We start from the raw sequence: 25,901 nt of genomic DNA, 5'->3' as shown, positions 1-25,901 counted from the left end.
CCTCGACGTGCCCGGCGCCGTGCTGGGCTGCGGCGGCCTCGTCGCGATCGTCTACGGCTTCAGCGAGGCCCAGCCACGCGGCTGGACGGACCCGCGGGTGCTGGCCCTGTTCGCGGCCGGGGTCGTCCTGCTCGTGGTGTTCGTGTGGTGGCAGTCCAGGGCGCCGATGCCGCTGCTGCCGCTCCACATCGTCAAGGACCGCAACCGGGCCGGCTGCTTCCTGGCCATGGGGCTCGCCGTCATCGGCGTGTTCGGCCTGTTCCTGTTCATGACCTACTACCTGCAGGTCATTCTCGAGTACTCGCCGCTGAAGACGGGCCTCGCGCTCCTTCCCCTCAGCGCGGCGATGATCATCGGCTCCACCCAGATCTCGGCCCGGCTGATGGGCCGTGTGCCGCCGCGCATGCTGATGGTCCCCGGCATAGTCCTGGCCGCCGGCGGCATGGCGATCCTCGCGCAGATGACCTTGGACAGCGCGTACGCGACGGAGATCCTGCCCGCGCTGCTCCTGATGGGCCTGGGCGTGGGCCTGACCTTCATGCCGGTGTTCGCCACCGCGACCGCGGGTGTCGCCCCGCAGGACTCCGGCGTCACCTCCGCCACCCTCAACACCTCGCAGCAGGTGGGAGGTTCCATCGGCACGGCCCTGCTCAACACGATCGCCACGACCAGCAGCACGGCCTACATCGCCGCCCATCTCCACGACCCCGGGCAGAGGGCACAGGTCACCCGGGAGGGCGTCGTCCAGGGCTACACGGTCGCCATGTGGTGGGCCGTCGGCATCATGCTGCTGGCCGGCCTGATCGCGGGCCTGATGGTGACGGCGAAGCCCCCGAGACCCGGCGCCCCGGCGGGCACGCCGGTGCCGGTGCCGGTGCCGGAGTCGGTGGCCTGAGAACGCGGGGAGGGGCCTCAGTGAAGCACGACCTCGTATCCCCTGTGCCCGCTACTCGCCGAAGAGCGATTCCTCCCCCTCGAACAACGTCCCCTGTTCGCCCTCCTTCGGCTTCCGTACCCGCCGGTTGCGTGCGCCCACGACCAGTGCCGTCACGAGGCCCGTCGCCGCGAACGCCGCCGGGACCATCCAGCCGCGGTCGACCGCGTGGCCGAGCGCGTGGTCCAGGGAGAGGCGGCCGGGTCCCGTGATCGCGAGGCCGGCCGCCGTCAGGCCCAGGGTCGCCGCGTACTCGTAGCCGCCCTCCATGTTGAAGAAGCCGTTCGGCGCGTGTACCGCGGCCGCGCCCGCCATCGCACCGGCCGCCGCCGCGCCCGCGGCCGGGGTCGCCAGCCCCAGTGCCAACAGCGTGCCGCCACCGGTCTCGGCCAGCCCCGACGCCGTCGCGCTCGCCTTTCCGGGCGCATACCCGACGGACTCCATGAACTGGCCGGTTCCCTCGATGCCGTGCCCGCCGAACCAGCCGAACAGTTTCTGCGTGCCGTGCGCCGCCAGTACTCCGCCGACGCCCAGCCGAAGCAGCAGCAGGCCCAGATCACGTCGTTCGTATCCACTCACGATGACTCCTGGATAAGACAGCAGGCTCAGACAGCCGGATAAGACAGCAGGATCAGACAGCAAGAACAAATCCCCTTCGCGTTTCCACCGTCGCACTCCTGACACCCGGCGGGCCCGCTCGGGCCGCCGTTCGGGTGGCGGGCCCCCGTGAGCGGTGTGAGTCTGGCTGGCATGACGATTCAGACCGCCAGACTCAGCGACCCGTCTGTCCGGGCCTTCGTGTCCGCCGTCAACGCCCACGACCGGGAGGGCTTCCTGGAGCTCCTCACGGACGACGCGACCATGTCGGACGACGGCTCGGACCGCGACCTCACCGACTGGATCGACCGGGAGATCTTCTCCTCCCACGGTCACCTGGAGGTCGACAACGAGTCCCAGGGCGGCCGCGCCATCCTCGCCCGGTACAGCAACGACACCTGGGGCGAGATGCGTACCAAGTGGCAGTTCGAGGTCGAGGGCGACGGCAAGATCTCCCGCTTCGAGACCGGCCAGGCCTGAAAGGCCCGTATCGTCGCTCGGATTGGGCGCTGCCGAGCAAGGGATGTGCAGGGCCTGAGAATGGGCGGCGCGGACTCGGAATTCGGTGAGACAGCTCGGCAGCCGCTCCACGGACCGGTGCGTACCTCGCGGTTCCACGCGAGGTCCACCCCCACCCGGTGCCGTGGAACGGCTGCCGCCTCCCCCATCGGTGTGGTCTGCGGAAGCTCTGTGCTGCAAGTGTGAAGCTCTGATGGAGGAGATGTAGAGCATAAGCCTGCTACCGGCTTATATGGTGCGGAATGCTCAATTCCGATTGTGCAGGTTGAGGACTTGACGGTCCCCCGGTCGCGCGCAGCCGCGTCCCACGAACGGCATCGTCGTCGCCATTACCGTCGCGAACTGCACGTTCGCCTCCGGCGGCAGCTCCGCCATGTGCCGCACCGTGCGCGCCACGTCGGCGACGTCCATCACGGGGTCGGGCACCATCTCGCCGTTGGCCTGCGGTACGCCGGTCCGCGCCGCATCACGCCGACCCTCGCCCGGGTGCCACGCTGTCCGCCGCTCTGCTGCCCGTCACTCCGCATGCCGTCCTTCGGGCCGCAGCGTGGCCAGGACGATCAGGCCGGCATCAGCTCCGACGGATAGCGGACGCCGACACGGTCACGGATCGCGTCGAGTGTCCGCATCACCGCGAGCGTGCCCTCCAGGGGGACCAGCGGCGATTCGGTCTCGCCGGCCCGCAGGGCGCGCATCACCTCCCGGGCCTCGTGCTTGAGGCTGTTGCGCGGCCCCTGCGCCGGGTCGGCGGCGAACTCCTCAGGGTCACGGCCGTCGCGGTGGAGCACGAAGCGGTCCGGGTGGAAGAAGCCGTACGGGATGTCGATGCGGCCCTTCGAGCCGGTGACGGAAGCGGTGGTGGCGGTGCCGCCGACGACCGAGCAGTGCACCGAGGCGAGCGCCCCGCTCTCCCAGGACAGCAGCGCGCCCGTCTGGAGGTCGACGCCCTCCTCGGAGAGCGTCGACCGCGCCATGACGTCCACCGGCTCGCCGAGCAGCAGCTGCGCGAACGACACCGGGTACACCCCGAGGTCCAGCAGCGCGCCGCCGCCCTGCGCGGGGTCACGCAGCCGGTGCGAGGGCGGGAAGGGGCCGGCCAGTCCGAAGTCGGCGTGCACGCTGCGCACTTCGCCGATCGCACCGTCGTCTACCAGCGCCTTGAGCCGCCGGACGAGCGGGTGGCAGTACATCCACATGGCCTCCATCAGGAAGCTGCCGCGCTCCTTCGCCAGCGCGACCAGCTCCTCGGCCTCGGGCGCGTTCAGAGTGAACGCCTTCTCGCACAGCACGTTCCGCCCGGACTCCAGGCACAGACCGGCGGCCGCCCGGTGCGCCGAGTGCGGGGTGGCGACATAGACGACATCGATGTCCTCGTCCTGTGCGAGCGCGTCCCAGCCGCCGTACGCCCGGGGTATCCCGAACCGCTCGGCGAACGCCTTCGCCGAGTCCTGTGAACGCGAGGCCACCGCCACGACCTCGGCGTCCGGGAGATCCACGAGATCCGCCGTGAACGTGGCCGCGATCCCCCCGGTCGCCAGGATCCCCCAGCGCACCCTCTGCTCCGTCATCCCGCCCCACCCTCGCTCACATGACCCTCGGCACCGTGTACGAGCTGAGAGCATAGGTGGCGGAGCACTCGGAGAGGGAGGGGCACATGCCCGAGCGTGGGGGGCCGACGGCGGACCTCGATCAGGCGGCCGTGGCGGGCACACGGCCGCCTGTCCGCGCCGTCCGCCGCACCGGCTTCCTCGTCATGCTCGTCCTGGGCGGTCTCACCGCCACGCCGCCGCTGGCGATGGACATGTACCTCCCCGCGCTCCCCGAGGTCACGAAGTCCCTGCACGCACCCGCCGCGACCGTTCAGCTCACCCTGACCGCGTGCCTGGCCGGCATGGCGCTGGGACAGCTCGTGGTCGGCCCGATGAGCGACAGGTGGGGCCGCAGGCGCCCGCTGCTCGCCGGTCTCGCCGTGTACGTCCTCGCCACCGCCCTGTGCGCCCTCGCACCCACCGTCGAGTTCCTGGCCGCATTCCGGCTGGCGCAGGGCCTCGCGGGCGCCGCGGGGATAGTGATCGCGCGGGCCGTCGTCCGCGACCTGTACGAGGGCGTCGCCATGGCCCGCTTCTTCTCCAGCCTCATGCTGATCTCCGGGACCGCCCCGGTCGTCGCACCGCTCATCGGCGGCCAGATCCTGCGCGTGACGGAGTGGCGGGGGGTGTTCGTGGTGCTGACCGGCGTGGGGGTGCTGCTCGCCGGTGCCGTCTGGGCGAAGCTCCCCGAGACACTCGAACCCGCCGAGCGCCATGCCGGCGGTGTCGGCGAGACCGTGCGCTCCATGCGCGGCCTGCTGGCCGACCTCCCCTTCACCGGCTACATGCTCGCGGGCGGCTTCGCCTTCGCCGCGCTGTTCGCCTACATCGCGGCCTCGCCGTTCGTGATCCAGGAGATCTACGGCGCCTCCCCGCAGACCTTCAGCCTGCTGTTCGGCCTCAACTCGGTCGGGCTGGTGGTCGTCGGCCAGATCAACGGCAAGGTGCTGGTCGGGCGGGTCAGCCTGGACCGGGTGCTGGCCGCGGGCCTCGCCGTGGTGGTCGTCGCCGCGACCTTCCTGCTGCTGATCTCGGCCGGCGTCTTCGGCGAGGTCGGCCTCGCCCCGGTCGCCGCGGCGCTCTTCGTGCTGATGTCCGCGATGGGCGTCACCCTGCCCAACGCGCAGACCCTCGCCCTCCTGCGTACCAGGCACTCGGCCGGCTCCGCGTCCGCCCTGCTCGGTACGTCCTCCTTCCTCATCGGCGCGATCGCCTCCCCGCTGGTCGGGGTCGCGGGGGAGCGCACCGCAGTCCCGATGGCCGTCGTCCAACTGGCCGCCGCACTGGTGGCACTGGCCTGTTTCGTGGGTATGTGCCGTCCCCGGAACGGGCGTGCGAGTGTGGAAGGGGCCGAAAGCTGAGCGCACCGAGACTGCGCAGGGACACACCGGAACGGGCCGGACTCGACCCTGCGGAACTCGACCACCTCGTCGCCGAGGTCCATGCCCTCACCAGAGGGGAACGGCCCTGGGCGGCGGGCGCCGTCGTGGTCGCCGGGCGCGGCCCGGTGATCGCCGTCGAGGAGGCCGCGGGCTGGGCCGTGCGCTATGCGTCCTACGACCCCGAGACGGACACGGGAGTGGAACTGCCGCCCGCCGCACGGGTCCCGGCCACCGTCGACACCCCCTTCGACCTGGCCTCCCTCACCAAGCTGTTCACCGCCGTCGCCGCCGTGCAGCAGATCGAGCGCGGCACGCTCGGCATCGACGCCCGGGTGGGCGCCTACCTGCCCGGGTTCCGCGCGGCCGCACAGCACGGCATCACCGTACGGGAGCTGCTCACCCACACCTCCGGGCTGCGGCCCGAACTCCCGCTGTACGACTGCCCGGACGACGCGGCACGGCTCGCGCTGCTGCGGGCGGAGGCACCGGTCGGCGTGTCCGGCACCTACACCTACTCGGACCTCAACCTGCTCCTGCTCCAGCACGTCCTGGAACGCATCACCGGCCGCACGCTCGACGTCCTCGTCCACGACGGGATCACCCGGCCGCTGGGGATGACCTCGACCCGTTTCGGACCGTGCCCCGGCGCGGCGGCGACCGAGGACCAGCGACGGCCGTGGGCCAAGGCGGACCGGGGGATGCTGCGGGGCGAGGTGCACGACGAGAACGCGTGGGCGCTGGGCGGAGTGGCGGGCCACGCGGGCCTGTTCTCCACGGGCCGCGACCTGGCGGTCTTCTGCCGCACACTGCTCGCGGGCGGCTCGTACGGTCCCGCCCGCATCCTCGGCGCCGACTTCGTCGAGCTCCTCCTCACCCCGCCGGGCCTCGGCTTCGCCCTCGACCAGCCGTGGTTCATGGGAGAGCTGGCGGGGCAGGGAGCCGCGGGCCACACGGGATTCACGGGGACCTCGCTGGTACTGGACCCGGTGACGGACACGTTCGTGGTGCTGCTGGCGAACACGGTGCATCCCCGCAGACGGGCGCCGGACAGCCGGCCGAGGGCAGCGGCGGCGACACGGTTGGCGCGGGCTGTGTACGCCCGCCCGTCCGGCGGGTGAGGACGAGGCCGTTCAGGCCGGAGCGGGATCTGGGAGCGCAGCCGACGTCGGCCGCCTCTCGGCCGACGGAGCCGGGTGGTGGCTGGGCGGCCCCCGCCCCGGACAGGCCGGGGTCTGGGGGCGGAGCCCCCGGGGAGGCCCGCATCCGCACGGCGCGCACTTAGAATCGCCGAGTGAACGCCCCCGTACCCCCGGCCGAGACCCTGCGTACCGCCCTGGCCGGCCTTCTCGACGGGCTCCCGCCCAAGCAGGCAGCCTCCGCCGTGGACCGGCTGATCGCCAACTACCGGGGGGCCACCCCCACCGACGCCCCCATCCTGCGCGACCGCGCCGACGTGGCCGCCTACGCCGCGTACCGGATGCCCGCGACCTTCGAGGCGGTGCGGTCGGCCCTGGAGTCGTTCGCCCGGGCCGTGCCCGAGTGGGTGCCCGGCAGCCATGTCGACGTCGGTGGCGGCACCGGTGCCGCCACCTGGGCCGTCAGCGCCACCTGGGACGGCACACGGCCGGTGACCGTGCTCGACTGGGCCGAGCCCGCGCTCGCCCTCGGCCGGGAGATCGCCGCCGCCCGCCCGGCCCTGCGGGACGTCCGCTGGCAGCGCTCCCGCATCGGGGCGGAGCTCACCCTCGACAGCACCGACCTCGTCACCGTCTCCTACGTCCTCAACGAGCTGACCGCCCCCGACCGCGCCCGTCTCGTCGACCTCGCCGCGGCCGCCGCGCAGGCCGTCGTGATCGTCGAGGCCGGTACTCCGGCCGGCTACGCCCGTGTCATCGAGGCCCGCGACCGCCTGGTCGCCGCCGGCTTCCACGTCGCCGCACCCTGCCCGCACAGCGCCGCCTGCCCCATCGTTCCCGGCACGGACTGGTGCCACTTCTCGGCCAGGGTCAGCCGCTCCTCCCTGCACCGCCAGGTCAAGGGCGGCTCCCTCGCCTACGAGGACGAGAAGTTCAGCTACGTCGCCGCCACCCGCCTCCCGGTCGCTCCGGCCCCCTCCCGCGTGGTCCGGCGCCCCCAGATCCGCAAGGGCCAGGTGCTCCTCGACCTGTGTGAGGCCGACGAGCGGCTGAGCCGCACGACGGTCACCAAACGCCACGGCGACCTGTACAAGGCGGCCCGGGACGCGGACTGGGGCGACGCCTGGCCGCCGTACGCCTCCGAGACGTAGGAGGCCCCGCCCCCGGGCCTGGCCCCTTTCCCGCCAGCGCCCGCGCCCGTGACGAGACGCCCCGTCTCACCTCCTTGATACCGTCGGCCCATGGTCAAGCAGCCCGCCCCCGACAAGCAGACCCCGGACCCGGCCCGCCGCAGCGAGAAGTCACGCCGCGCGATCTACGACGCCGCCCTCGCCCTGGTCGCCGAGGCCGGCTACCCGAAGACCACGATCGAGGGCATCGCCGCTCGCGCCGGCGTCGGCAAGCAGACGATCTACCGATGGTGGTCGTCGAAGGCGGACGTCCTCCTGGAGGCCTTCCTCGACCTCGGTGAACGGGCGTCCCGGAAGGCCGGCCAGGAGCCGTACGCCATCCCGGACACCGGCGACCTCGCCGCCGACCTCAAGGCCGTGCTTCGGGCCACCGTCGACGAGCTGAAGAACCCCGGCTTCGAGGCCCCGTCCCGTGCCCTGGCCGCCGAGGGCGTCGTCGACGAACAGCTCGGCCGGGAGTTCGTGGCCAAGCTCCTCGAACCCTCGCTCCAGCTGTACGCCGACCGGCTGCGCTCCGCGCAGCGAGCCGGTGACGTACGCCCCGGGACGGACCCGCGTATCGCCCTCGAACTCTTCGTCTCGCCGCTGGCCCAGCGCTGGCTCCAGCGCACCGCCCCGATCTCCTACGAGTACACCGACACCCTCGTCGACTACGCGTTGCACGGCCTCGCACCCCGCTGAGCGTCTCGTCCTGCTGTCCCGGATGCCGGCACCGGCCCCCCCGCGGCGCAAGAAGGTGGGACCATAGGGCATGCTGTTCCGCACGACAGCGAGGCGAGGGGATAGATGAGCGCGGAGTTCGGCGGTCGCACCGGCCGGCAGGGCAAACTCTCCCAGTGGCTGCGAGGACGCCGTCCGAAGGAAGCCGCCGCCGACGACGGCGGCCGTGAGACCCTGCTGCTCGCCGCCGCCGGAGCGGGACTGCCGCTCGCGCCCGCCGCGTACCCTGCCCCCGGCTACCGCTGTTCCTGCGACCGCGTCGGCTGTCCGACCCCGGCCCGGCACCCGGTGTCGTTCGCCTGGCAGACCCAGTCCACGACCGACAGGGCGCAGATCGAGCGCTGGGCCCGGCACCAGCCGCAGGCCAACTTCATCACCGCGACCGGCATGGTGCACGACGTCCTCGACGTGCCTCTCGAAGCCGGCCGCGAGGCGCTGGAGCGGCTGCTCGCCTCCGGCATCGACGTCGGCCCGGCCGCCGAGAGCGACGACGGCCGCATGCTGTTCTTCACCCTCACCCGCGGAACGCCCGAGGACGAGGACGAGTGGTGGCCGTGCGAGCTGGACTGCCACCCCGAGACGATGGACGAGCATCCCGGGCTGCGCTGGCACTGCCGCGGGTCCTACGTCCTCGTACCGCCCGCCCGGCTGCCCGGCGACGACCAGAGTGTGCACTGGGTCCGCGGCCTCGAACACCCCTTGCCCGACCCGCTGACCATGCTGGAAGTCCTCACCGACGCATGCGCCCGCCACGTCGGCGCGCAGCCCGACCACGCGAGCACGGCCTGGCCGCTGCGCCGCTGACAACTGCGGACGACAGGTCCTGGTGCCGCTGAAGCGCCACTAGGACCCCTGCGCCGAGGTCATCCCCTCGATACGGCCCAGGATCGACACCTGGCCGCCGCCCGCGCCCTGCTTCGGGTCCAGGGCCACCTCGTTGGAGACGAACTCCGTCGTCAGTGACTGCTTGATCTCGCCGGTCGTCAGGGCCTGCACGTTCTCGTTCGGGGTGGGGATCGAGGTGCCCGCCGCGGCGGTCTGCTTCTGGTAGCGGCGGGTGGTGAAGAACACGAGCGCGCCGCCGTCCGTGGTGCGCAGCGCCAGCGGGGCGTAGTCACCGCCGGTCAGCGGCTCGTCGATGTACTGCGTGACGAGGCCCGGCTTTCTGCCCTCCTTCGCGCGCTGCTTGCGCCACAGGCTGGTGTGTGTGCCGTTGGCGAAGGTCTTGCCTCCGCTCTTGAGGTACGCCGCGTAGTCCTTGCTCAAGTCCGCGGGCGCCACGGCGAGTCCGGTGGAGTCCGCGGGCACCGCCTCGGCCCAGCCGTCCGCGTCCTTCTTGAACTCCGGTACGTCGTCCGCGGCCACCAGCGTCAGGAACGCCACCTGCCACGGATCGTCCAGGCCGCTGCGGGTGAACACAAGGAGCCAGCGCAGCTCGCCCCCCTTGTTGCCGTGCGCGTCGGCGACGAACCAGCGCGGCCAGCCCGCCTTCTTGGGGATGGTGAACTTCGCGTCCGACAGCTTCAGCGGCGAATGCGAGGGATTGCCGTCCGGGTTGGTGACCTGACCGGCCTTCAGCCGTGCCGCGTCGATGTCACCGAGGGCACCGGTGACATGGGCGGCGTCGAGCGAGCTGTCGAACGCCTCGTCGGCCTTGTTGTACGCGGTGGTGAACTGCGTCAGCGCCTTCGCGGCCTCGGCTCTCGTGGTGGCGGGGAGCACTTCCTTCTCGCCGTGGACCACCACGCACCCGCTCGCCGTCAACGACAAAGCGGTCAGCGAGGCCGCTATCAGTGCGCTCCGGTCAAGCCTGCGGAGCCTTCGAGGGCCGCGATCCCTGGTCATCAGGTTCTTTCACCTTCCCCTTCCCGGAGGCGAACCCTACCGGGGCGAGGAAGAGGGCGAGCGTCGGGATCAAGTACAGCAGCCACACCGTGACCTGGAGGACCGTCGGGTCGGGCTGGAAGTTGAAGACGCCCTTCAGGAGGGTGCCGTACCAGCTGTCCGGCGGGACGGTGCCGGTGATGTCGAAGGCCAGGCTGTTCAGGCCCGGGATCCAGTCGGCCTCCTGGAGGTCGTGGACGCCGTACGCCAGGACGCCCGCGGCCACGACGACCAGCATGCCGCCGGTCCAGGTGAAGAACTTGGCGAGGTTGATCCGCAGGGCGCCGCGGTAGAACAGCCAGCCCAGGAACACCGCGGTCGCGATGCCCAGGGCCACGCCGATCAGCGGGCGGGGCGTGCCGTCACTGGCGGCGTGCACCGACGCCCACACGAACAGGGCCGTCTCCAGGCCCTCCCGGCCCACCGCGAGGAACGCCGTGGCGACCAGCGCGCCCGTGCCCATCTGCAGGGCCGCGTCCAGCTTGTCGTGCAGCTCCGACTTCAGGTGCCGGGCGGTGCGCCGCATCCAGAACACCATCCAGGTCACCAGACCGACCGCGAGGATCGACAAGGTGCCGCCGAGCGCCTCCTGCGCCTCGAACGTCAGCTCCTGCGAGCCGAATTCGAGCGCGCAGCCGAAGCCGAGCGCGATACCGACGGCGACGCCGATGCCGATCCAGATGGGCTTCAGGGCGTCCCGGCGGCCCGTCTTGACCAGGTAGGCGATCAGGATGCAGACGACGAGGCTGGCCTCCAGGCCCTCGCGCAGACCGATCAGGTAGTTGGAGAACACGGGCTCACGCCTCCTCGGAGAACAGCGCCCGGCCCCACCAGTCGTCCTTGTCGCGGACGCCGGGCGGGATCGCGAAGACCGCCGAACTCACGTGCTGGATGTACTCGTTGAGGGCGTCGAGGCGCGAGAGGTTGCGCTGCACCGGGATGAAGCCCTTGCGGACGTCCCGCTGGTAGGCCAGGAAGAACAGGCCCGCCTCCAGACGGCCGAGGCCGTCCGTGCCGTCGGTGAACGAGTAGCCGCGGCGCAGCAGCGTCGCCCCGTCGTTGGAGTCGGGGTGCGCGAGCCGGACGTGCGCGTCGGGCTTCATCGCCTTGAGGAACGGCTTGTCGCGCTCCTTGGCCTTGCCGACCGGAGCGCCCTCGCCCTTGTCGCGGCCGAAGATGTCCTCCTGCTCCTGCAGGGAGGTGCGGTCCCAGGTCTCGATGTGCATACGGATGCGGCGGGCGACCAGGTACGAACCGCCGGTCATCCAGGCCGACTTCGCGTCGACGTCCTTGCCGTCGACCCACACGAACTTCTTCAGCCGGCCGGTCTCCGTGCCCGCGATGTTGCGGGTGCCGTCCTTGAAACCCATGAGATTGCGCGGGGTCTGCGCCTCCGGCGTCGTCGACGACGTCTTGCCGAAGCCGAGCTGCGACCAGCGGATGACGACCTTGCCGAAGCCGATCCGGGCGAGGTTGCGGATCGCGTGCACGGCGACCTGCGGGTCGTCCGCGCAGGCCTGGATGCACAGGTCGCCGTTGCTGCGGGCCTTGTCGAGGGCGTCGCCGGGGAACTTCGGCAGATCGACCAGGGCCTCGGGCCGCCGGTCCGCGAGACCGAACTTCTCGAACAACGACGGACCGAACCCGATCGTCAGCGTCAGCCGCGACGGCTTGAGGCCCAGCGCCTCACCGGTGTCGTCCGGCGGCGCCTCGGCCAGACCGCCGTACGCGCCCTCGCCGACCGTCTGCCCGCCGGTCATCCGGCGTGCGGCCGCCGTCCAGTCCTTCAGCATCTGGACGAACTCGGCGCGGTCGTCGGTCTGCACGTCGAACGCGGCGAAGTGCAGCCGGTCCTGTACGGGGGTCGCTATGCCCGCCTGATGGGCGCCGTGGAAGGTGATCGCGGCGCCCGTCTCGGCCGCGGTCGGCTGCACGTCGTCGCCCGTACGGGCCATCGCCGCCGCGCCGCCGGCCGCGGCGGCGCCGAGCGCGAGCCCGGCACCGCCCCAGCCGATCAGCGAACGCCGGGACGGCGCGGCCGGGGTGGCTTCCGAAGGGGTCGTGCCGGTCGTGCCGGTCGTGTCGGTCATGTCAGTCCCTTACTTCACGACGGCGGCGGCGAGCTTGGACAGCGGCTCCGCGAGCGCGTTCACCGCGTCCGACAGCTCCTTGCGGTCGTCCTCGCCGACCTTGTCGTACGAGGTGAAGTCATAGGAGTTCTTGTCCGTGCGGTACTTGTCGAGCAGCGTGTTCAGCGCGGCGAACTGCTTGTCGAGCTCGGTGACCAGCGCCGCGTCGTTCTCCTGGGCGACCGGCTTGAGCAGGTCGTACGACTTCTGCGCGCCCTCGATGTTCGCCTTGAAGTCGACCAGGTCGGTGTGCGAGTAGCGCTCCTCCTCACCGGTGACCTTGCCGGTGGCGACCTCGTCGAGCAGCTCCTTGGCGCCGTTGGCCATGGAGGTCGGGGTGATCTCGGCCTTGCCGACCCGCTTCTGCCAGTCCTCGAGGTCGGTCGTCAGCTGGTCGGCGAGCTGCTTCTCGCGGTCGGTGATCTTCTTGTCCTGCCAGAGGGCCTTCTCCAGGCGGTGCCAGCCGGTCCAGTCCGTGGCCGGGTCCTGGCCCTCCTCCAGGCCGTCCTCGCGGACGTCGACCTTCGGGTCGATGTCACCGAAGGACTCGGCGACCGGCTCGGTGCGCTCCCAGCCGATGCGGGAGGGCGCGTAGGCCGCCTTCGCCGCCTCCAGGTCGCCGGCCTTGACCGCCTTCACGAAGGTCCCGACCTTGGGCAGCGTCTCGTCGGCCTGCGCCTGTGCGTACTCGCGGTAGGCGGCCACGGCCTCGTCCAGGCGCGGGTCGCGCTTGGCGACCTTGCCGCCGGTGGCCGTGACGGTCTGGCGGATGCCCTTGCCCTTCATGCCGGGCTTGCAGGCGATCGTGTAGTCGCCGGCCTTCACCTCGGCGGTCACCGTCTGCTTGGTGCCGGGGCCGATGTTCTCGCGCTCGGTGACGATCCGGTCGTCCGGGAAGAGCACGTAGACCTCGGTGACCTTGGAGCCCTTGTTGGCGATGGCCAGCTCGATGTGCCCGGCAGGGAACTCCTTCTGGGACACCTCGCACTTGGAGTCCGTGGCCGTCACCTGGATGGCGCCGTGGCCCTTGGCGTCACTTTTCTCGGTGCACCCCGTGACGGCGGTCAGAGCCGCCGCTGTGGCAACGGCGGTGACGACGGACAGTCTGGCGGCTCGCATTCGGGCTCCCGAGGATGGCTGAAAAATCGCGTGACGGGACTCACAAGGATTGGTGAGGCTCGCCTAACTTAACCGAGCCTTACCTGCGTGATACCCCCGCATGCCGTGATTCACCTCTCATAGGCGCTGCAAGGGCACGGCCAGATCACGGTGACCTAAAACGGACCCCAAGGAATAGTCATGGGAATCCCAAAGGCGCCCACTTCGGGGCCAACGGCCCGGGGCCCGCGACATGACCGGCGCACAGGATCGCGACCGGTGCGCGCGGGCGCCGCGAGAGCCGGAGCGTGCAGCACCACGACCACGATGTCCCCGGCGCGCGCCCTGTCCCGCGGGGACGCCCACCGTTCACCGTCTCCTCCCCGGCGCTCCGAGCTGTTTGAATGCCCGTGTGACTGATTACGACGTGCTCCGGGTCTTCTGCGGACCCGGCGGTGGATTCGGCAACGAGCTCGGGGTCGTCCGCGAGGGCTCGGTGATGCCGGACCCGGAGGAGCGGCAGGCGTTCGCGGCCAAGCTCGGGTTCAGCGAGACGGTGTTCGTCGACGACCCCGAGCGCGGGGTCATCGACATCTACACGCCCACCGGCCGCCTGCGCTTCGCCGGCCACCCCTGCGTCGGCACGGCCTGGCTGCTCGACGTTCCCGAACTGGTCACGCCGGCCGGAGTGGTGGGCGTCCGGCTGGACGGCGAGTTCAGCTGGATCGAGGCGCGGGCGGAGTGGGCCCCGCCGCGCACGCTCCGCCGGCACGCCACGGCCGCCGAGGTCGACGATCTGGCCGTGCCGCCGCCGGGGGAGTGGATCTACGCCTGGGCCTGGGAGGACGAGGCGGCCGGCCGCATCCGCGCCCGCGCCTTCCCGGGCCGGGGCGACGGCATCGAGGAGGACGAGGCGACGGGCGCGGCCGCGCTGCTGCTCACGGAGCAGCTGGGACGGGCGCTGAACATCACGCAGGGCGCGGGCTCGCAGATCCTCACGGCACCGCAGCCGGGGGGTTGGGTGGAGGTCGGAGGGCGGGTCTTCCTGGAGCGGTAGTGGCGGTAGTGGCGGCAGTCGGGGGTGACGGTCACGCGGACAGGGGGAACTCCTCACCCAACGCCCGGAACACCCTCGTGTTCAAGGCGAACGCCAACCTGCACTCGGTCACGATCCGCTGCTTCTCCAGGTCGTCCGCGCGGACGGCGTCCAGCCGCTCCCGGTAGCCGCGCTTGAACGCGGCCGGGTTGGGGATCTCCTCGAACACGTAGAAGCGGACGCCGTCGCCCTTCCTGGCGAAGCCCCATGTCCTCTCGGCCCTGTCGCGGATGATCTGGCCACCCGAGAGGTCGCCGAGGTAGCGCGTGTAGTGGTGGGCGACGTATCCGGCCGGCCAGACGTGGGCGCACTCGGCCACGCGCGCCGCGTACTCCGCGGCGGCCGGCAGCGCGGTGAGCGTCGACCGCCACCGCGGCCCCCGCAGATGCGCCAGGTCCCGCCCCAGTGCGGCCAGCCGGAACAGTTCGGGCCGGATGAAGGGCCCGGCCACCGGGTCCGACGCGAGCTCCTCCGCCCCGGATTCCAGCGCCTCGTACACGAACCACAGCTGCTCGGTGTAGCGCGCGTACGCGTCGACGCCGAGTCGGCCGCCGAGCAGGCCGCTCATGAACGTCGAGGTCTCCGCCTCGACGTGCTGCGCGTGGGACGCGGTGCGGATGAGGGTCGAGAAGGAATCCATGAGGCTCTATTTCCTTAGGTAAGACTTACCTAGGCCAAGCTCTTTGCCGACGTCCTGTCGGTAAATGCGTACCCGGATTCGGCGACAAACCCACACGAAAAGGCCCGCCCTCCGAAGAGAGCGGGCCACGGGCGGGCACGGCGCTACGGCAGGGTCAGGATCTCCGCCCCCGTCTCCGTCACCACCAGCGTGTGCTCGAACTGGGCCGTCCGCTTGCGGTCCTTGGTCACGACCGTCCAGCCGTCGTCCCACATGTCGTACTCGTGCGTCCCGAGCGTCAGCATCGGCTCGATCGTGAACGTCATCCCGGGCTGGATGACGGTCGTCGCGTGCGGGCTGTCGTAGTGCGGGATGATCAGCCCGGAGTGGAACGACGAGTTGATCCCGTGGCCCGTGAAGTCCCGGACCACCCCGTAGCCGAACCGCTTGGCGTACGACTCGATGACGCGACCGATGATGTTGATCTGGCGGCCCGGCCTGACCGCCTTGATCGCCCGGTTCAGGGACTCCCGGGTGCGCTCCACGAGCAGCCGGCTCTCCTCGTCCACGTCTCCGACCGGATACGTCGCGTTGTTGTCGCCGTGCACCCCGCCGATGTACGCCGTCACGTCGAGGTTGATGATGTCGCCGTCGCGCAGGACCGTGGAGTCCGGGATGCCGTGGCAGATGACCTCGTTCAGCGAGGTGCACAGGGACTTGGGGAAACCGCGGTAGCCCAGCGTCGAGGGGTAGGCGCCGTGGTCGCACATGTACTCGTGCGCCACCTTGTCCAGTTCGTCGGTGGTGACACCCGGCGCGATCAGCTTCGCGGCCTCGGCCATCGCCTGCGCGGCGATCCGGCCGGCGAGGCGCATCGCCTCGATCGTCTCGGGCGTCTGCACCTCCGGACCGGTGTACGGCTTCGGCGCGGGCCTGCCGACGTACTCGGGGCGGCGGATGTTTCCGGGGACGGGACGGGTGGGAGACAGCTCCCCTGGGACGAGCAGCGACTGGCCAGACATGCCAGCGAGTCTAACCAGCGGCAATGGGGGAACATGTCGGTGGCGAGAGGAGCCGGTCATGCCCCTGTTCAAGAGGCGCGTCATGGGAAAGCCGGGCGAGTGGTTCTACTGCCTGGAGCACAAGAAGGTCGAGGAGGGACCGGACTGCCCGGGCAAGGACCGCTTCGGCCCGTACGCCACCCGGGAGGAGGCCGAGCACGCCATGGAGATCGCCCGCGAGCGCAACCTCCAGTGGGAGAACGACCCCAAGTGGCACGACGCCCCGGCGGGCGGCAGGGACGAGGACTGAGGGCCTGAACCAAGGCGCCCTCGGCCTTTTGACCCTCGGAACCCAGGACCCTCAGGCCCGCGCCGGTGCGGCTGCTGCCCCAGCTGGTCACGCAGCCGCACCGCGTGCTCGAAGGGCCGTGCCCGACGGGGGAAGCCGGGGTGGGACAACCGCATTTCGCAGGGCGTGCCACCCCACTCACCGACTTTCGGCCGACCGGGACGGGTGGGTGGGTACGAAGTCACCAGGGGGCGGGCGGCGGTGCCGTCAAAGCCTCCGCCAGCCTCGACAGACGGTCCCGGAATCGCCGCCGGACCCTCTCGGAGCCGCCGTTCTCCCCGGCCGCCGCGCTCACCAGGTGCTGCACGCTGTCCAGGTCCAGTTCGGAGCCATCGGCCACGGTCAGCGACTCGTGCGCCATGGCGGCCAGTTCGCGTCCGCCGGATCCCAGGGCCAGCACCGTGGCCCCGGCCCGCCGGGCGTCGTGCACCCGCTCAAGCAGCGGAGCGTCCGGCCCCTTCGGCTCCGGGGGCCCGTCCGGCCGCTCCGGCGACACGAACAGCAGCGTCTCGCCCCGGCGGGCCGCCGCGAGCCGTCCCAGGCCGACCGCCAGATGCGCCGGATCCGAGGCGCGCGCGCCGTGCCGTACCAGCGTCGGCGCCAGCTCGGGCGTCCCTGACCATGCGGCCTCGTCCACCAGGTGGGCCGCCAGGTGCCACGGCTCGTACGAGGGCGTGCCCACGAGCAGCAGTCCGCCGCCGTGCGACACCACGGACGCCCGCAGCACCCCCGCGAACCGTCGAGTGGCCCCCAGCCACTCGGTCCCGGCGAGCACGTCGCGCAGCAGCGCGACCCGTACGGCATCCATACGTCGGCATCCTGCCGCAACCGGCCGCGTGGGACCCGCGGTTCGCCGTGAATTCCCCCGACCCGGGCAACCGGCGCCGACTGCCGCGTCCGGTGACGGCTCACCTCGACGGGGGTCGCAGGGGGGAACGTAGAGTCGGCCCATGACCTCTACCGACAGTGCACAGCAGCCCTCCGGGGCCCCGGCGAAGGCCCCCGCCAGGGATCCCTGGGACCTTCCCGACGTCTCCGGGCTCGTCGTCGGCGTTCTCGGCGGCACCGGGCCGCAGGGCAAGGGCCTCGCCTACCGGCTCGCCAGGGCCGGACAGAAGGTGATCGTCGGCTCGCGCGTCGCCGACCGCGCCCGGGCCGCCGCCGACGAAATCGGTCACGGTGTCGAGGGCGCGGACAACGCCGAGACCGCGCGCCGCAGCGACATCGTGATCGTCGCCGTGCCCTGGGACGGCCACGGCAAGACCCTTCAGGCCCTGAGCGAGGAGCTGACGGGCAAGCTCGTCGTCGACTGCGTCAACCCGCTCGGCTTCGACAAGAAGGGCGCCTACGCGCTGAAGCCGGAGGAGGGCAGCGCCGCCGAGCAGGCCGCCGCGCTGCTGCCCGGCTCGCGGGTGACGGCCGCCTTCCACCACCTGTCGGCCGTGCTGCTGCAGGACCCGGATATCGACGAGATCGACACCGATGTGATGGTCCTCGGCGAGGAGCGTGCGGATGCCGAGATCGTGCAGGCGCTGGCCGGCCGCATCCCCGGCATGCGGGGAGTCTTCGCCGGGCGGCTGCGCAACGCCCACCAGGTGGAGTCGCTGGTCGCCAACCTGATCTCGGTGAACCGCCGCTACAAGGCGCACGCCGGGCTCCGCGTCACGGACGTGTGAGCGCATGGGGGACACTGGTCGGCACGAGCTGTTCCGGCAGTGCCAGCAGTGTCCCCCGCAAGGAGCCGACCCGATGCCTCGCCTCGCCCTCTACGCCCTCGCCGTCTGCGTCCTCGCCGTGGCCGCGGCCGTCGTCTCGTTCGTCCAGGGCAGCTGGCTGGGCATCGTGTGGATTCTGCTGGCGGGACTGTCGTCCAACATGTGCTGGTACTACGTCAAGCGCGCCAAGGCCGGTCGCCGGGGCCCGTCCGTCACGGGCTGACCTGGCAGAACTCGTTAGTCTCCTGCCACACCCGGTAGAGGTTCTGGCCGCAGTACGTGTCGAACTCGTTGATCCCCAGGGCGCTCAGCACCGAGTCGATCACGTCGAAGAACGCGGTGTTCACCGCCGGGAGCCACAGCAGCGCGAACACGAACAGCAGGCCGAACGGCGCGAACGGCTCCACCTGGCGCCTGATGTTGTACGACAGCCACGGCTCGATGACCCCGTAGCCGTCGAGGCCCGGCACCGGCAGGAAGTTCAGCAGCGCGGCCGTCACCTGGAGCAGCGCCAGGAACGCCAGCGCGAACCGGAAGTCCCGCGGTACCCCGTCCAGCGCGTCCAGCCAGAACGGGGCCGTGCACACCGCCGCGAACAGGACGTTCGTCAGCGGCCCCGCCGCCGAGATCAGGCTGTGCCGCCACCGCCCCCGGATCCGCCCGCGCTCGATGAAGACGGCACCGCCGGGAAGACCGATCCCGCCCATGATCACGAAGATCACCGGCAGGACGATGCTCAGCAGGGCGTGCGTGTACTTCAGCGGGTTCAGCGTGAGATAGCCCTTCGCGCCGACCGAGATGTCGCCGCTGTGCAGGGCGGTGCGCGCGTGCGCGTACTCGTGCAGGCAGAGCGAGACGATCCAGGCCGCCGTCACGAACAGGAACACGGCGACGCCGGGCTGCTCGGCGAACCTGGTCCAGGTGGCCCAGCCGGTCACCGCCGTGACGGCCAGGATCCCGACGAAGACCGGGCTGATCCGCCGGTCGCTGTGACGGCTGGTGGCGGTGGTCATGGGACTCCCTTGACTCTCGGGCACGCGCTGGGACTGCCCGACCGTACCGGGCGTACGGGGAAAACGTCTCGCGGTCGGGCGCGGGTTCCGTGGAAGGTGGGAGGCTTCGGACCCGGCGCGGTCGGCGCCGCACCGCAGAACCCCGTGTGCCGGCCCGTTCGCTCCGGAGCCGTCCCGACACCGGCGCGCCCCTACGGCTCACTCGCGTGACCGGCCCCGGCGCCAGCAGAGACAATGGACCCCGTGCGCTATCGCATCCTCGGCACCACCCAGGCACTCCGTCCCGACGGCACACCCGTCCCGGTCGGCGGGGCGCGGCTGCGCGCCCTGCTGACCGTGCTCGCCCTGCGGCCGGGCCGGACCGTGCCCGCGGGCCTCCTGGTCGACGAGGTGTGGCACGGCGAGCCGCCCGCCGACGCGACGGGCGCACTGCAGGCGCTGGTCGGCCGGCTGCGCCGGGCCCTCGGCGCGGACGCGGTCGCCTCGGCCGACGGCGGCTACCGGCTCGCGGCCGCGCCCGACGACATCGACCTGCACCGTTTCGAGCGGCTGGCCGGCGAGGGCACGCGGGCGCTGGCCGACGGCGACCCCGCCAAGGCGGCCGTCGTCCTCGACGACGCCCTCGCCTTGTGGCGCGGCCCGGTCCTCGCCGACCTGCCCGACCGCACCACCGAGACGGCCCGCTGGGAGACCCGGCGCCTGGACGCCCTGCGCGCCCGCCACACCGCCGCCCTCGCCCTCGGCCACGCCGAGGCCTCCCTGCCCGAGCTGACCGCCCTGTGCGACGCCCACCCCCTGGACGAGTCCCTCCAGACCCTCCGCCTGCGTGCCCTGCGCGACGCGGGCCGCACGGCGCAGGCTCTGGCCGCCTACGAGGACGTACGACGACTGCTGGCGGACCGGCTGGGATCGGATCCGGGCCCGGAACTGCGCGCGCTGCACGGGGAGTTGCTGAGACCGGTCGGCCTGGCCGATCATGCGCGCACGGGCTTCGCGGGCGCCGCGCCGGCTGGTGCCCGGCTGCCCGGGGGTTCGACTCGCGCGGGTGCTGGTCCGTGGGGCGCCGGCGTCAGTGCCGGCGTCGGGGGAGCCGCCCCCGCGGGTGCCGCCCACGCGCGGAGTGCCGCCGAGCCGGCGGGCGGGGCAGCCGAACCGGCGCCTTCGGACGGCCCATGGGGCTCGGGGTCCCCGGCAGCCGCGGCCGACGGCCACGCGGCGGCCTCCGGGCGGGCGGCGGCTCCCGGTTACGCGGCGGCCTCCGGGCAGGCGGCGGCTCCCGGTTACCCGCCGGCCTCCGAGTACGTGCCCGCCTCCGGCGGCGCTGCCCCCACCACGCCCCCGCCCCCCGGCAACCTCCGCGCCCGTCTCACCTCCTTCGTGGGCAGGGAGACCGATATCGAGGCCATCCGGGGGGACATCGCGGCGTCCCGGCTCGTCACGTTGCTCGGGCCCGGCGGGGCAGGGAAGACGCGGCTGTCGCAGGAGGCCGCCGAGGCCGTGCGGTACGCGGCGCGGGACGGGGTGTGGCTGGCCGAGCTCGCGCCCGTCGACGATCCGGACGCCGTACCGGAGGCCGTGCTCACCGCCGTCGGTGCCCGCGAGACCGTGCTGTACGGCGCCGGAGCCGAGGCGATGCGCGCCGGGGAACGGCACGACGACCCCGTGGAACGCCTCGCCGAGCACTGCGGCCGGCGCCGCATGCTGATCGTCCTGGACAACTGCGAGCACGTCGTCGACGCCGCCGCCCGCCTCGTCGAGGAACTGCTGGAGCGCTGCCCCGAGCTGACCGTCCTGGCCACCAGCCGCGAACCCCTGGGCGTACCAGGGGAGTTGCTGCGCCCCGTGGAACCGCTGCCCGAGCCGGTCGCGCTGCGGCTGCTCGCCGACCGGGGAGCCGCGGCCAGGCCCGGTTTCCGGATCGACGCCGACGGAGAAACCGCGGAGGCGGCGGCGGAGATCTGCCGGCGGCTCGACGGACTGCCCCTCGCCATCGAGCTCGCGGCCGCCCGCCTGCGCGTGCTGACGCCGCGCCAGATCGCCGACCGGCTCGACGACCGCTTCCGCCTGCTCACCTCCGGCAGCCGTACCGTCCTGCCCCGTCAGCAGACGCTGCGTGCCGTCGTCGACTGGTCCTGGGACCTGCTCGACGAGGACGAACGCGACGTGCTGGGACGGCTGTCGGTGTTCGCGGGCGGCTGCGACCTGGCCGCCGCCGAGGCGGTGTGCGGACCCGTCGCGCTGGAGGCGCTCGGCTCGCTCGTCGACAAGTCCCTGGTCGTCGCGGCCCCTTCGGGCGACGGCGCGATGCGCTACCGGCTCCTGGAGACCGTCGCGGAGTACGCCGGTGAGCGGCTCGACGAGGCCGGGCAGCGCGCGGCCGCCGAGCGCGCGCACCTGACGTACTACCGCGAACTCGCCCGCACCACCGACCCGTTGCTGCGCGGCCGCGGCCAGCTCGCCGCCATCGAACGGATCGAGCGCGAGTACGAGAACCTGCGTACCGCCCTGCGCCGTGCCGTCGCCGCCCGCGACGAACAGGAGGGGCTGTGCCTGATCCTGTCGCTGGGCTGGTACTGGCGGATGCGCGACCTGCGCATCGAGGCCCGCAACTTCTCCAGCGAGGTGCAGGCCCTCGGCCCCGACCCGTTCGCCCTGCCCGTACGTCCTGCCGCCCCGCTCTGGGAACGCTGCACGGACGTGCCGCTCCCGTGGACCGGCGAGGTCCTCGAAGAGGCCCGGCGCGGGCTCCACCTCGTCCATCTCGCCGGCATGGACACCGAGCTGGACGCCTGGCAGACCCCCGAGGCGCAGGAGAAGCTGCGCGTCATAGCCCAGACCTACGAGCCCGGCCTCCCGCAGACCTGCCGCAGCCCCGGCAGCCTCTGGTTCTACGCCGTCATGCTCACCGCCGACATGGACCGGGTGCGCGCCATAGTCGACGCATGCGTCACCACCTGCCGCGAGGTACCCGGCTACGAGTGGGAACTCGCCACCGCCCTGCAACTGCGTGCCAACCTGCTCGCCAACCGCAGCGACTGGGCCGGCGACGCCACCCGCGACGCGGACGAGTCCCTGGAGATCTACCGGCGCCTCGGGGACCTGTGGGGCACCGCCGAGGCGCTCTCCGCCCGCGCCGAGTCCCATGAGCGCAAGGGCGAGTACCGGGCCGCCGCCGCCGACTACGAGGCCGCGATCGAACACGCGGAGCGCCTCGGTGCCCGCGCCCAGACGGCCGTTCTCGCCGCCCGCCTGGGCAACGCGCTCCTGGAGGCGGGCGACACCGAGCGCGGCGAACGCCTGCTGCGCGAAGTGATCGCTCTGAAGGAGGGCCGGGGTAACGAGGCCATGCCATCCGCCCGGATCTTCCTCGCGTGCCGGCTCGGCATGACCGACCGGGTCGCGGAGGCGCGCGAGCACATCCGGCTGCTGCGCGAGGAGTGCGCGATCGCCAACTTCGTCATCTTCGACGCCTTCATCCTGGGCGCGGAGGCCTGGCTGGACGTGGCCGAAGGGCACCACGACGAAGCCGTGGTCAGGACCCGGCGGGCGCTGGAGCTGGCCGGCGACCCGCTGTCCGAGGTCATCGCGCCCCATATGCGCTCGGCGTACCTGATCGTCGCCGCGGTGGCCCTCGCCCGCGTCGACGGCGGCAGCCGCGCCCGGGACGGCGCCCGCTGCATCGGCGCCGGTGACGCGGCGCTGCCGTCCTCGCACGTCGCCTCGTCCCTGGAGCGCGAGGTACACGCCCGGGCCGTGGCGGCGGCACGTGCCGTCCTCGGTGACGAGGAGTACGAGGCCGCGTACGCGGAGGGCGGCGGCCTCTCCCCGCAGGAGGCCGCCGCTCTGGTCTGACGTGGACCGGCACCGGGGTGTGCCGGCCGGTCAGGCCTTCGTACGGAACTTGTGGATCGCGAACGGCGCCATCACGACCGTGATCGCCACCGACCAGCCGATGGTCACCCACAGGTCGTGCGCGACCGGGCCGCCGACCATCAGCCCGCGGGCCGCGTCGGCGAGCGAGGACAGCGGGTTGTAGTCGGTGAAGTTCTGCAGCCAGCCCGGCATCGAGGCGGTCGGCGCGAAGATCGACGAGCCGAACTGCAGCGGCATCAGCACCAGGAAGCCCATGGCCTGCACGGACTGCGCGTTCTTCATGACGACGCCGAGTGTGAGGAACACCCACATCAGGGCCGAGCCGAACACCGCGGACAGGCCGACGGAGGCGATCAGCCCGGGCCAGTCGGTGATGTCGAAGCCGACGAGGACGCCGACCACCATGAGGACCGCGGTCGCGAACAGCATCCGCATCAGTTCCACCGCGATCTTGGCGAAGAGCACGGAGCCGCGCCCGATCGGCAGGGACCGGAAACGGTCCATGACACCGGTGTTGAAGTCCTGGTTGAAGCCGGTGCCGACGCCCTGGGCCATGTTCATGCCCATCATGGCCATCAGACCGGGCACGACGTACTGCACGTACGCCTCCTGCCCGCCGCCCAGCGACTGCCCGATGGAGCCGCCGAAGACGTACACGAACAGCAGCGTGAAGATGACCGGGAACAGGACGGCGTCGAACATCGACTCCGGGTCCTGCCGGATCCACAGGAGGTTGCGGCGGACGAGCGCGCCCGTGTGGCGCAGATGACCGCGCAACGGGATACGGGCGTCCGCTTTGAGACCGGCTGTGGCGACGGTGCTCGAAGGGGCGGCGCGGAGCGCCTCGTTCAGGGTGGCGGTGGCAGACGGGCGGGAGCTCATACGGCGACCTCCTCGCGGTCGTGGGCGGGCGGGGCGTCCTGCGGGGCGGTGGCGCGGTGGCCGGTCAGGGACAGGAACACCTCGTCCAGGCTGGGCAGTTCGGTGGTGATGGAGGAGAGCGTGATGCCGCGGGCGGTGACCGCGCCGACGACGGCGGTCAGCTGTTCGTCGCTGAGGACCGGGACGAACACCGCCCCGCGCTCGGTGTCGACGGTCGTGGTGGCGAGCCCGGTGATGCCGAGGTCGTCGAGGGCGGCGGCGAGCGGGCGCAGCTGCAGCGGGTCGGCCGGGCGGACGCGCAGGGTGCGGCCGCCGACCTTCGCCTTCAGCTCCTCGATGCCGCCGCTCGCGATGACCTTGCCGCGGTCGACGACGGTCAGCTCGGAGGCGAGCTGCTCGGCCTCTTCCATGTACTGGGTGGTGAGCAGGACGGTCACGCCGTCCCCGACCATGCGCTTGACCTCGTCCCACACCTCGTTGCGGGTACGCGGGTCGAGCCCGGTGGTCGGCTCGTCCAGGTAGAGGACGGCCGGCCGCCCGATCATGGACGCGGCCAGGTCGAGCCGCCGCCGCATACCGCCCGAGTACGTCGCCGCCGGCCGCTTGGCCGCCTCGGTGAGCGAGAACCGCTCGAGCAGCTCGTCGGCGCGGGCGCGGGCCTCCTTGCGGGGCAGGTCGAGCAGCCGTCCGATCAGGTACAGGTTCTCCCAGCCGGGGAGCTTCTCGTCGACGGAGGCGTACTGCCCGGTGAGCCCGATCACCCGGCGCAGCTGCCGGGGCTGCCGTACGACGTCGTAGCCGGCGACGGTGGCCTGTCCGGCGTCGGGGGAGAGAAGGGTGGAGAGGATGCGTACGAGGGTGGTCTTCCCGGCCCCGTTCGGCCCGAGGACCCCCATCACGGTGCCCTCACGCACGTCCAGGTCGACGCCGTCCAGCGCCTTGGTCTCGCCGTAGTGCTTGACCAGCCCCCGTACGGTGACGGCCGCTCCGCGGCGGCCGCTGGGGTTGTTGTCGATTCGCGTCATGTGGACGACGGTGTCAGCGCCGGCCGACAAACCACCGACAGTCCGCCGACAGCCGTGGACGTACGACCGACAGCGCCGAATCCGGTTCGGGCGCAGAAAAGGGGCAGCCCGCCGACGGGGGAAGATCGGCGGGCTGCCGTTGTGCCGCTGTGGCTCTAGTGGACGGAGTGCTCCTCGAGCGGGAACGCTCCGCCGACCACGTCCTCCGCGAACTCCTTCACCGCGTTGCCCATGACCTCACGCAGGTTCGCGTACTGCTTCACGAACTTCGGCAGGCGCCCCGAGGTCAGACCGAGCATGTCGGTCCACACGAGCACCTGCGCGTCCGTCTGGGCCCCCGCCCCGATCCCGACCGTCGGAATGTGCAGCACGCGCGTCACCTCGGCGGCCAGCTCCGCCGGCACGAGCTCCAGCACCACCGCGAACGCGCCCGCGTCCTGCACCGCCTTCGCGTCCCGCAGCAGCTGCTGCGCGGCCTCCTCGCCACGCCCCTGCACGCGGTATCCCATCGCGTTCACGGACTGCGGGGTGAGACCGATGTGCGCCATCACCGGGATGCCGGACTCGACCAGGAGCTCGATCTGCCGGTGGGAGCGCTCGCCGCCCTCCAGCTTGACCGCGCCGACCCCCGCCTCCTTCACCAGGCGGGTCGCCGAGCGCAGCGCCTGCACAGGGCCCTCCTGGTACGACCCGAAGGGCAGGTCGCCGACGATGAGGGCCCGGCTGGTGCCCCGTACGACCGCGGCGGACAGCATGGTCATCTCGTCGAGGGTGACGGGCACGGTCGTCTCGTACCCGAGGTGGCAGTTGCCCGCCGAGTCCCCGACCAGGAGCACCGGAATGCCGGCCTCGTCGAAGACGGACGCGGTCATCGAGTCGTACGCGGTGAGCATGGGCCACTTCTCGCCGCGCTCCTTGGCGGCGGTGATGTCGCGAACGGTGATGCGGCGTGTGCCCTTGCCCCCGTACAGCGCCTTGCTGCCGTCGGAGGGCTTCGTCGGGGCAGCCGAAAGCTGCGTCATTGCAACGGCTCCTTCAGTCATCTCGAGGCGCCCTGACGGCGTCCCCGGATCACCTCCATGGTGGCACCTCGTGCCAGGGAGGGCCAGGGGACCCCGGTGTGACGGATCCCCGCCGCCCACGGCCTCCC

At 72.0% G+C, this 25,901-nt stretch carries 25 protein-coding genes and 1 pseudogene; 12 read left to right on the top strand and 14 right to left on the bottom strand.

Annotated features, from left to right (window positions below; genetic code table 11):
• The coding region (locus tag ACZ562_RS19350) for an MFS transporter (protein ID WP_471180308.1) at positions 1-895 on the top strand (895 nt) is incomplete at its 5' end.
• A 51-nt stretch (positions 896-946) separates the two neighbouring features.
• Here ACZ562_RS19350 and ACZ562_RS19345 read toward each other — a convergent pair.
• Positions 947-1,513, bottom strand: a complete 567-nt coding sequence (locus tag ACZ562_RS19345) for a DoxX family protein (RefSeq protein ID WP_471180307.1) — start codon at positions 1,511-1,513, stop codon at positions 947-949.
• Between the two features lie 171 nt (positions 1,514-1,684).
• Between ACZ562_RS19345 and ACZ562_RS19340 the strand changes: the two genes are divergently transcribed.
• Entirely contained in the window at positions 1,685-2,011 is a 327-nt protein-coding gene (locus tag ACZ562_RS19340; protein ID WP_471180304.1) for a nuclear transport factor 2-like protein, read from the top strand.
• A 285-nt stretch (positions 2,012-2,296) separates the two neighbouring features.
• On the opposite strand, the pseudogene ACZ562_RS19335 reads toward ACZ562_RS19340, so the two are convergent.
• Together ACZ562_RS19335 and ACZ562_RS19330 are read right to left on the bottom strand one after the other, a co-directional pair.
• Positions 2,297-2,509 (bottom strand): annotated as a pseudogene (locus ACZ562_RS19335) (hypothetical protein); the annotation flags it as partial.
• A gap of 101 nt (positions 2,510-2,610) precedes the next feature.
• Positions 2,611-3,618, bottom strand: a complete 1,008-nt coding sequence (locus tag ACZ562_RS19330; protein WP_471180301.1) for a Gfo/Idh/MocA family protein — start codon at positions 3,616-3,618, stop codon at positions 2,611-2,613.
• A gap of 86 nt (positions 3,619-3,704) precedes the next feature.
• On the opposite strand from ACZ562_RS19330, the gene ACZ562_RS19325 reads away from it, so the two are divergent.
• The 5 genes from ACZ562_RS19325 to ACZ562_RS19305 all read left to right on the top strand — a co-directional run bounded on the left by ACZ562_RS19325 (position 3,705) and on the right by ACZ562_RS19305 (position 8,871).
• The gene (locus ACZ562_RS19325; protein ID WP_471180299.1) at positions 3,705-5,000 is read left to right on the top strand and encodes a multidrug effflux MFS transporter; all 1,296 of its coding nucleotides are present in this window, start codon (positions 3,705-3,707) and stop codon (positions 4,998-5,000) included.
• Complete coding sequence (locus ACZ562_RS19320) at positions 4,952-6,139, top strand: serine hydrolase domain-containing protein (RefSeq protein ID WP_471180297.1); 1,188 nt, start codon at positions 4,952-4,954, stop codon at positions 6,137-6,139. Before ACZ562_RS19325 ends, ACZ562_RS19320 begins: the two co-directional genes overlap by 49 nt.
• A gap of 173 nt (positions 6,140-6,312) precedes the next feature.
• Positions 6,313-7,308, top strand: a complete 996-nt coding sequence (locus ACZ562_RS19315; RefSeq protein WP_471180294.1) for a small ribosomal subunit Rsm22 family protein — start codon at positions 6,313-6,315, stop codon at positions 7,306-7,308.
• Between the two features lie 90 nt (positions 7,309-7,398).
• Entirely contained in the window at positions 7,399-8,028 is a 630-nt protein-coding gene (locus tag ACZ562_RS19310) for a TetR/AcrR family transcriptional regulator (RefSeq protein WP_471180292.1), read from the top strand.
• A 105-nt stretch (positions 8,029-8,133) separates the two neighbouring features.
• Positions 8,134-8,871 (top strand): bifunctional DNA primase/polymerase, encoded by a 738-nt coding sequence (locus ACZ562_RS19305; RefSeq protein ID WP_471180289.1) that lies wholly within the window; start codon positions 8,134-8,136, stop codon positions 8,869-8,871.
• A 39-nt stretch (positions 8,872-8,910) separates the two neighbouring features.
• Here ACZ562_RS19305 and ACZ562_RS19300 read toward each other — a convergent pair whose 3' ends face one another.
• Genes ACZ562_RS19300 through efeO form a run of 4 tightly spaced genes read right to left on the bottom strand, consistent with a single transcriptional unit; the run spans position 8,911 to position 13,199 of the window.
• Positions 8,911-9,912, bottom strand: a complete 1,002-nt coding sequence (locus tag ACZ562_RS19300; protein ID WP_471180286.1) for an SCO2278 family lipoprotein — start codon at positions 9,910-9,912, stop codon at positions 8,911-8,913.
• Positions 9,872-10,744: an iron uptake transporter permease EfeU gene (efeU, locus tag ACZ562_RS19295; RefSeq protein ID WP_471180284.1), complete on the bottom strand. Its 873-nt coding sequence runs from the start codon at positions 10,742-10,744 to the stop codon at positions 9,872-9,874. The genes ACZ562_RS19300 and efeU overlap by 41 nt, the downstream gene beginning before the upstream one ends.
• Before the next feature lie 4 nt (positions 10,745-10,748).
• On the bottom strand, positions 10,749-12,041 hold the full coding sequence (gene efeB, locus ACZ562_RS19290; protein ID WP_471180281.1) for an iron uptake transporter deferrochelatase/peroxidase subunit: 1,293 nt from the start codon (positions 12,039-12,041) through the stop codon (positions 10,749-10,751).
• A 9-nt stretch (positions 12,042-12,050) separates the two neighbouring features.
• Positions 12,051-13,199: an iron uptake system protein EfeO gene (gene efeO / locus ACZ562_RS19285; protein ID WP_471180279.1), complete on the bottom strand. Its 1,149-nt coding sequence runs from the start codon at positions 13,197-13,199 to the stop codon at positions 12,051-12,053.
• 391 nt (positions 13,200-13,590) lie between these two features.
• On the opposite strand from efeO, the gene ACZ562_RS19280 reads away from it, so the two are divergent.
• Complete coding sequence (locus tag ACZ562_RS19280; RefSeq protein ID WP_471180277.1) at positions 13,591-14,235, top strand: PhzF family phenazine biosynthesis protein; 645 nt, start codon at positions 13,591-13,593, stop codon at positions 14,233-14,235.
• Between the two features lie 31 nt (positions 14,236-14,266).
• On the opposite strand, the gene ACZ562_RS19275 is transcribed toward ACZ562_RS19280, so the two are convergent.
• Together ACZ562_RS19275 and map are read right to left on the bottom strand one after the other, a co-directional pair.
• The gene (locus ACZ562_RS19275) at positions 14,267-14,914 is read right to left on the bottom strand and encodes a biliverdin-producing heme oxygenase (RefSeq protein WP_471180274.1); all 648 of its coding nucleotides are present in this window, start codon (positions 14,912-14,914) and stop codon (positions 14,267-14,269) included.
• Positions 14,915-15,057: 143 nt separating this feature from the next.
• Positions 15,058-15,915 (bottom strand): type I methionyl aminopeptidase, encoded by an 858-nt coding sequence (gene map, locus ACZ562_RS19270; RefSeq protein WP_471180271.1) that lies wholly within the window; start codon positions 15,913-15,915, stop codon positions 15,058-15,060.
• A 58-nt stretch (positions 15,916-15,973) separates the two neighbouring features.
• On the opposite strand from map, the gene ACZ562_RS19265 reads away from it, so the two are divergent.
• The gene (locus tag ACZ562_RS19265) at positions 15,974-16,204 is read left to right on the top strand and encodes a hypothetical protein (protein ID WP_471180269.1); all 231 of its coding nucleotides are present in this window, start codon (positions 15,974-15,976) and stop codon (positions 16,202-16,204) included.
• A gap of 220 nt (positions 16,205-16,424) precedes the next feature.
• Here the strand turns inward: ACZ562_RS19265 and ACZ562_RS19260 are convergent, their stop codons facing one another.
• Positions 16,425-17,051, bottom strand: coding sequence for a hypothetical protein (locus tag ACZ562_RS19260; RefSeq protein ID WP_471180266.1), 627 nt, complete (start codon positions 17,049-17,051; stop codon positions 16,425-16,427).
• Positions 17,052-17,193: 142 nt separating this feature from the next.
• Between ACZ562_RS19260 and npdG the strand changes: the two genes are divergently transcribed.
• Both npdG and ACZ562_RS19250 read left to right on the top strand, forming a co-directional pair.
• On the top strand, positions 17,194-17,919 hold the full coding sequence (npdG, locus tag ACZ562_RS19255; RefSeq protein WP_471180263.1) for an NADPH-dependent F420 reductase: 726 nt from the start codon (positions 17,194-17,196) through the stop codon (positions 17,917-17,919).
• Positions 17,920-17,923: 4 nt separating this feature from the next.
• Complete coding sequence (locus ACZ562_RS19250) at positions 17,924-18,181, top strand: hypothetical protein (protein ID WP_471180260.1); 258 nt, start codon at positions 17,924-17,926, stop codon at positions 18,179-18,181.
• Here the strand turns inward: ACZ562_RS19250 and ACZ562_RS19245 are convergent.
• Positions 18,171-18,971: a site-2 protease family protein gene (locus ACZ562_RS19245; RefSeq protein WP_471180258.1), complete on the bottom strand. Its 801-nt coding sequence runs from the start codon at positions 18,969-18,971 to the stop codon at positions 18,171-18,173. The genes ACZ562_RS19250 and ACZ562_RS19245 overlap by 11 nt on opposite strands.
• Before the next feature lie 234 nt (positions 18,972-19,205).
• Here ACZ562_RS19245 and ACZ562_RS19240 point away from each other — a divergent pair, with 234 nt between their 5' ends.
• Positions 19,206-22,823, top strand: coding sequence for an AfsR/SARP family transcriptional regulator (locus ACZ562_RS19240; protein WP_471180255.1), 3,618 nt, complete (start codon positions 19,206-19,208; stop codon positions 22,821-22,823).
• A gap of 30 nt (positions 22,824-22,853) precedes the next feature.
• Here the strand turns inward: ACZ562_RS19240 and ACZ562_RS19235 are convergent, their stop codons facing one another.
• From ACZ562_RS19235 to panB, 3 genes are all read right to left on the bottom strand, one after another.
• Positions 22,854-23,726 carry an ABC transporter permease gene (locus ACZ562_RS19235; protein WP_471180253.1) on the bottom strand — a complete coding sequence of 291 codons (873 nt, stop codon included), beginning with the start codon at positions 23,724-23,726 and terminating at the stop codon, positions 22,854-22,856.
• Positions 23,723-24,751 (bottom strand): ATP-binding cassette domain-containing protein, encoded by a 1,029-nt coding sequence (locus ACZ562_RS19230; RefSeq protein ID WP_471180250.1) that lies wholly within the window; start codon positions 24,749-24,751, stop codon positions 23,723-23,725. Before ACZ562_RS19230 ends, ACZ562_RS19235 begins: the two co-directional genes overlap by 4 nt.
• Before the next feature lie 155 nt (positions 24,752-24,906).
• Positions 24,907-25,773 (bottom strand): 3-methyl-2-oxobutanoate hydroxymethyltransferase, encoded by an 867-nt coding sequence (panB, locus tag ACZ562_RS19225; RefSeq protein WP_471180247.1) that lies wholly within the window; start codon positions 25,771-25,773, stop codon positions 24,907-24,909.
• Between the last annotated feature and the right edge of the window lie 128 nt (positions 25,774-25,901).

It is taken from the genome of Streptomyces sp. NPDC040410, from assembly GCF_055595715.1.
Note: the sequence above shows the minus strand (reverse complement) of the source record. Positions and strands in the feature narration are given on the sequence as shown.

Coding starts and splice junctions, on each gene's coding strand:
- ACZ562_RS19340 (WP_471180304.1), top strand. CDS start 1,685: ATGACGATTCAGACCGCCAGACTCAGCGACCCGTCTGTCCGGGCCTTC.
- ACZ562_RS19330 (WP_471180301.1), bottom strand. CDS start 3,618: ATGACGGAGCAGAGGGTGCGCTGGGGGATCCTGGCGACCGGGGGGATC.
- ACZ562_RS19325 (WP_471180299.1), top strand. CDS start 3,705: ATGCCCGAGCGTGGGGGGCCGACGGCGGACCTCGATCAGGCGGCCGTG.
- ACZ562_RS19310 (WP_471180292.1), top strand. CDS start 7,399: ATGGTCAAGCAGCCCGCCCCCGACAAGCAGACCCCGGACCCGGCCCGC.
- ACZ562_RS19305 (WP_471180289.1), top strand. CDS start 8,134: ATGAGCGCGGAGTTCGGCGGTCGCACCGGCCGGCAGGGCAAACTCTCC.
- ACZ562_RS19300 (WP_471180286.1), bottom strand. CDS start 9,912: ATGACCAGGGATCGCGGCCCTCGAAGGCTCCGCAGGCTTGACCGGAGC.
- efeB (WP_471180281.1), bottom strand. CDS start 12,041: ATGACCGACACGACCGGCACGACCGGCACGACCCCTTCGGAAGCCACC.
- efeO (WP_471180279.1), bottom strand. CDS start 13,199: ATGCGAGCCGCCAGACTGTCCGTCGTCACCGCCGTTGCCACAGCGGCG.
- ACZ562_RS19275 (WP_471180274.1), bottom strand. CDS start 14,914: ATGGATTCCTTCTCGACCCTCATCCGCACCGCGTCCCACGCGCAGCAC.
- map (WP_471180271.1), bottom strand. CDS start 15,915: ATGTCTGGCCAGTCGCTGCTCGTCCCAGGGGAGCTGTCTCCCACCCGT.
- ACZ562_RS19265 (WP_471180269.1), top strand. CDS start 15,974: ATGCCCCTGTTCAAGAGGCGCGTCATGGGAAAGCCGGGCGAGTGGTTC.
- ACZ562_RS19260 (WP_471180266.1), bottom strand. CDS start 17,051: ATGGATGCCGTACGGGTCGCGCTGCTGCGCGACGTGCTCGCCGGGACC.
- npdG (WP_471180263.1), top strand. CDS start 17,194: ATGACCTCTACCGACAGTGCACAGCAGCCCTCCGGGGCCCCGGCGAAG.
- ACZ562_RS19250 (WP_471180260.1), top strand. CDS start 17,924: ATGGGGGACACTGGTCGGCACGAGCTGTTCCGGCAGTGCCAGCAGTGT.
- ACZ562_RS19245 (WP_471180258.1), bottom strand. CDS start 18,971: ATGACCACCGCCACCAGCCGTCACAGCGACCGGCGGATCAGCCCGGTC.
- ACZ562_RS19240 (WP_471180255.1), top strand. CDS start 19,206: ATGGACCCCGTGCGCTATCGCATCCTCGGCACCACCCAGGCACTCCGT.
- ACZ562_RS19235 (WP_471180253.1), bottom strand. CDS start 23,726: ATGAGCTCCCGCCCGTCTGCCACCGCCACCCTGAACGAGGCGCTCCGC.
- ACZ562_RS19230 (WP_471180250.1), bottom strand. CDS start 24,751: ATGACGCGAATCGACAACAACCCCAGCGGCCGCCGCGGAGCGGCCGTC.
- panB (WP_471180247.1), bottom strand. CDS start 25,773: ATGACGCAGCTTTCGGCTGCCCCGACGAAGCCCTCCGACGGCAGCAAG.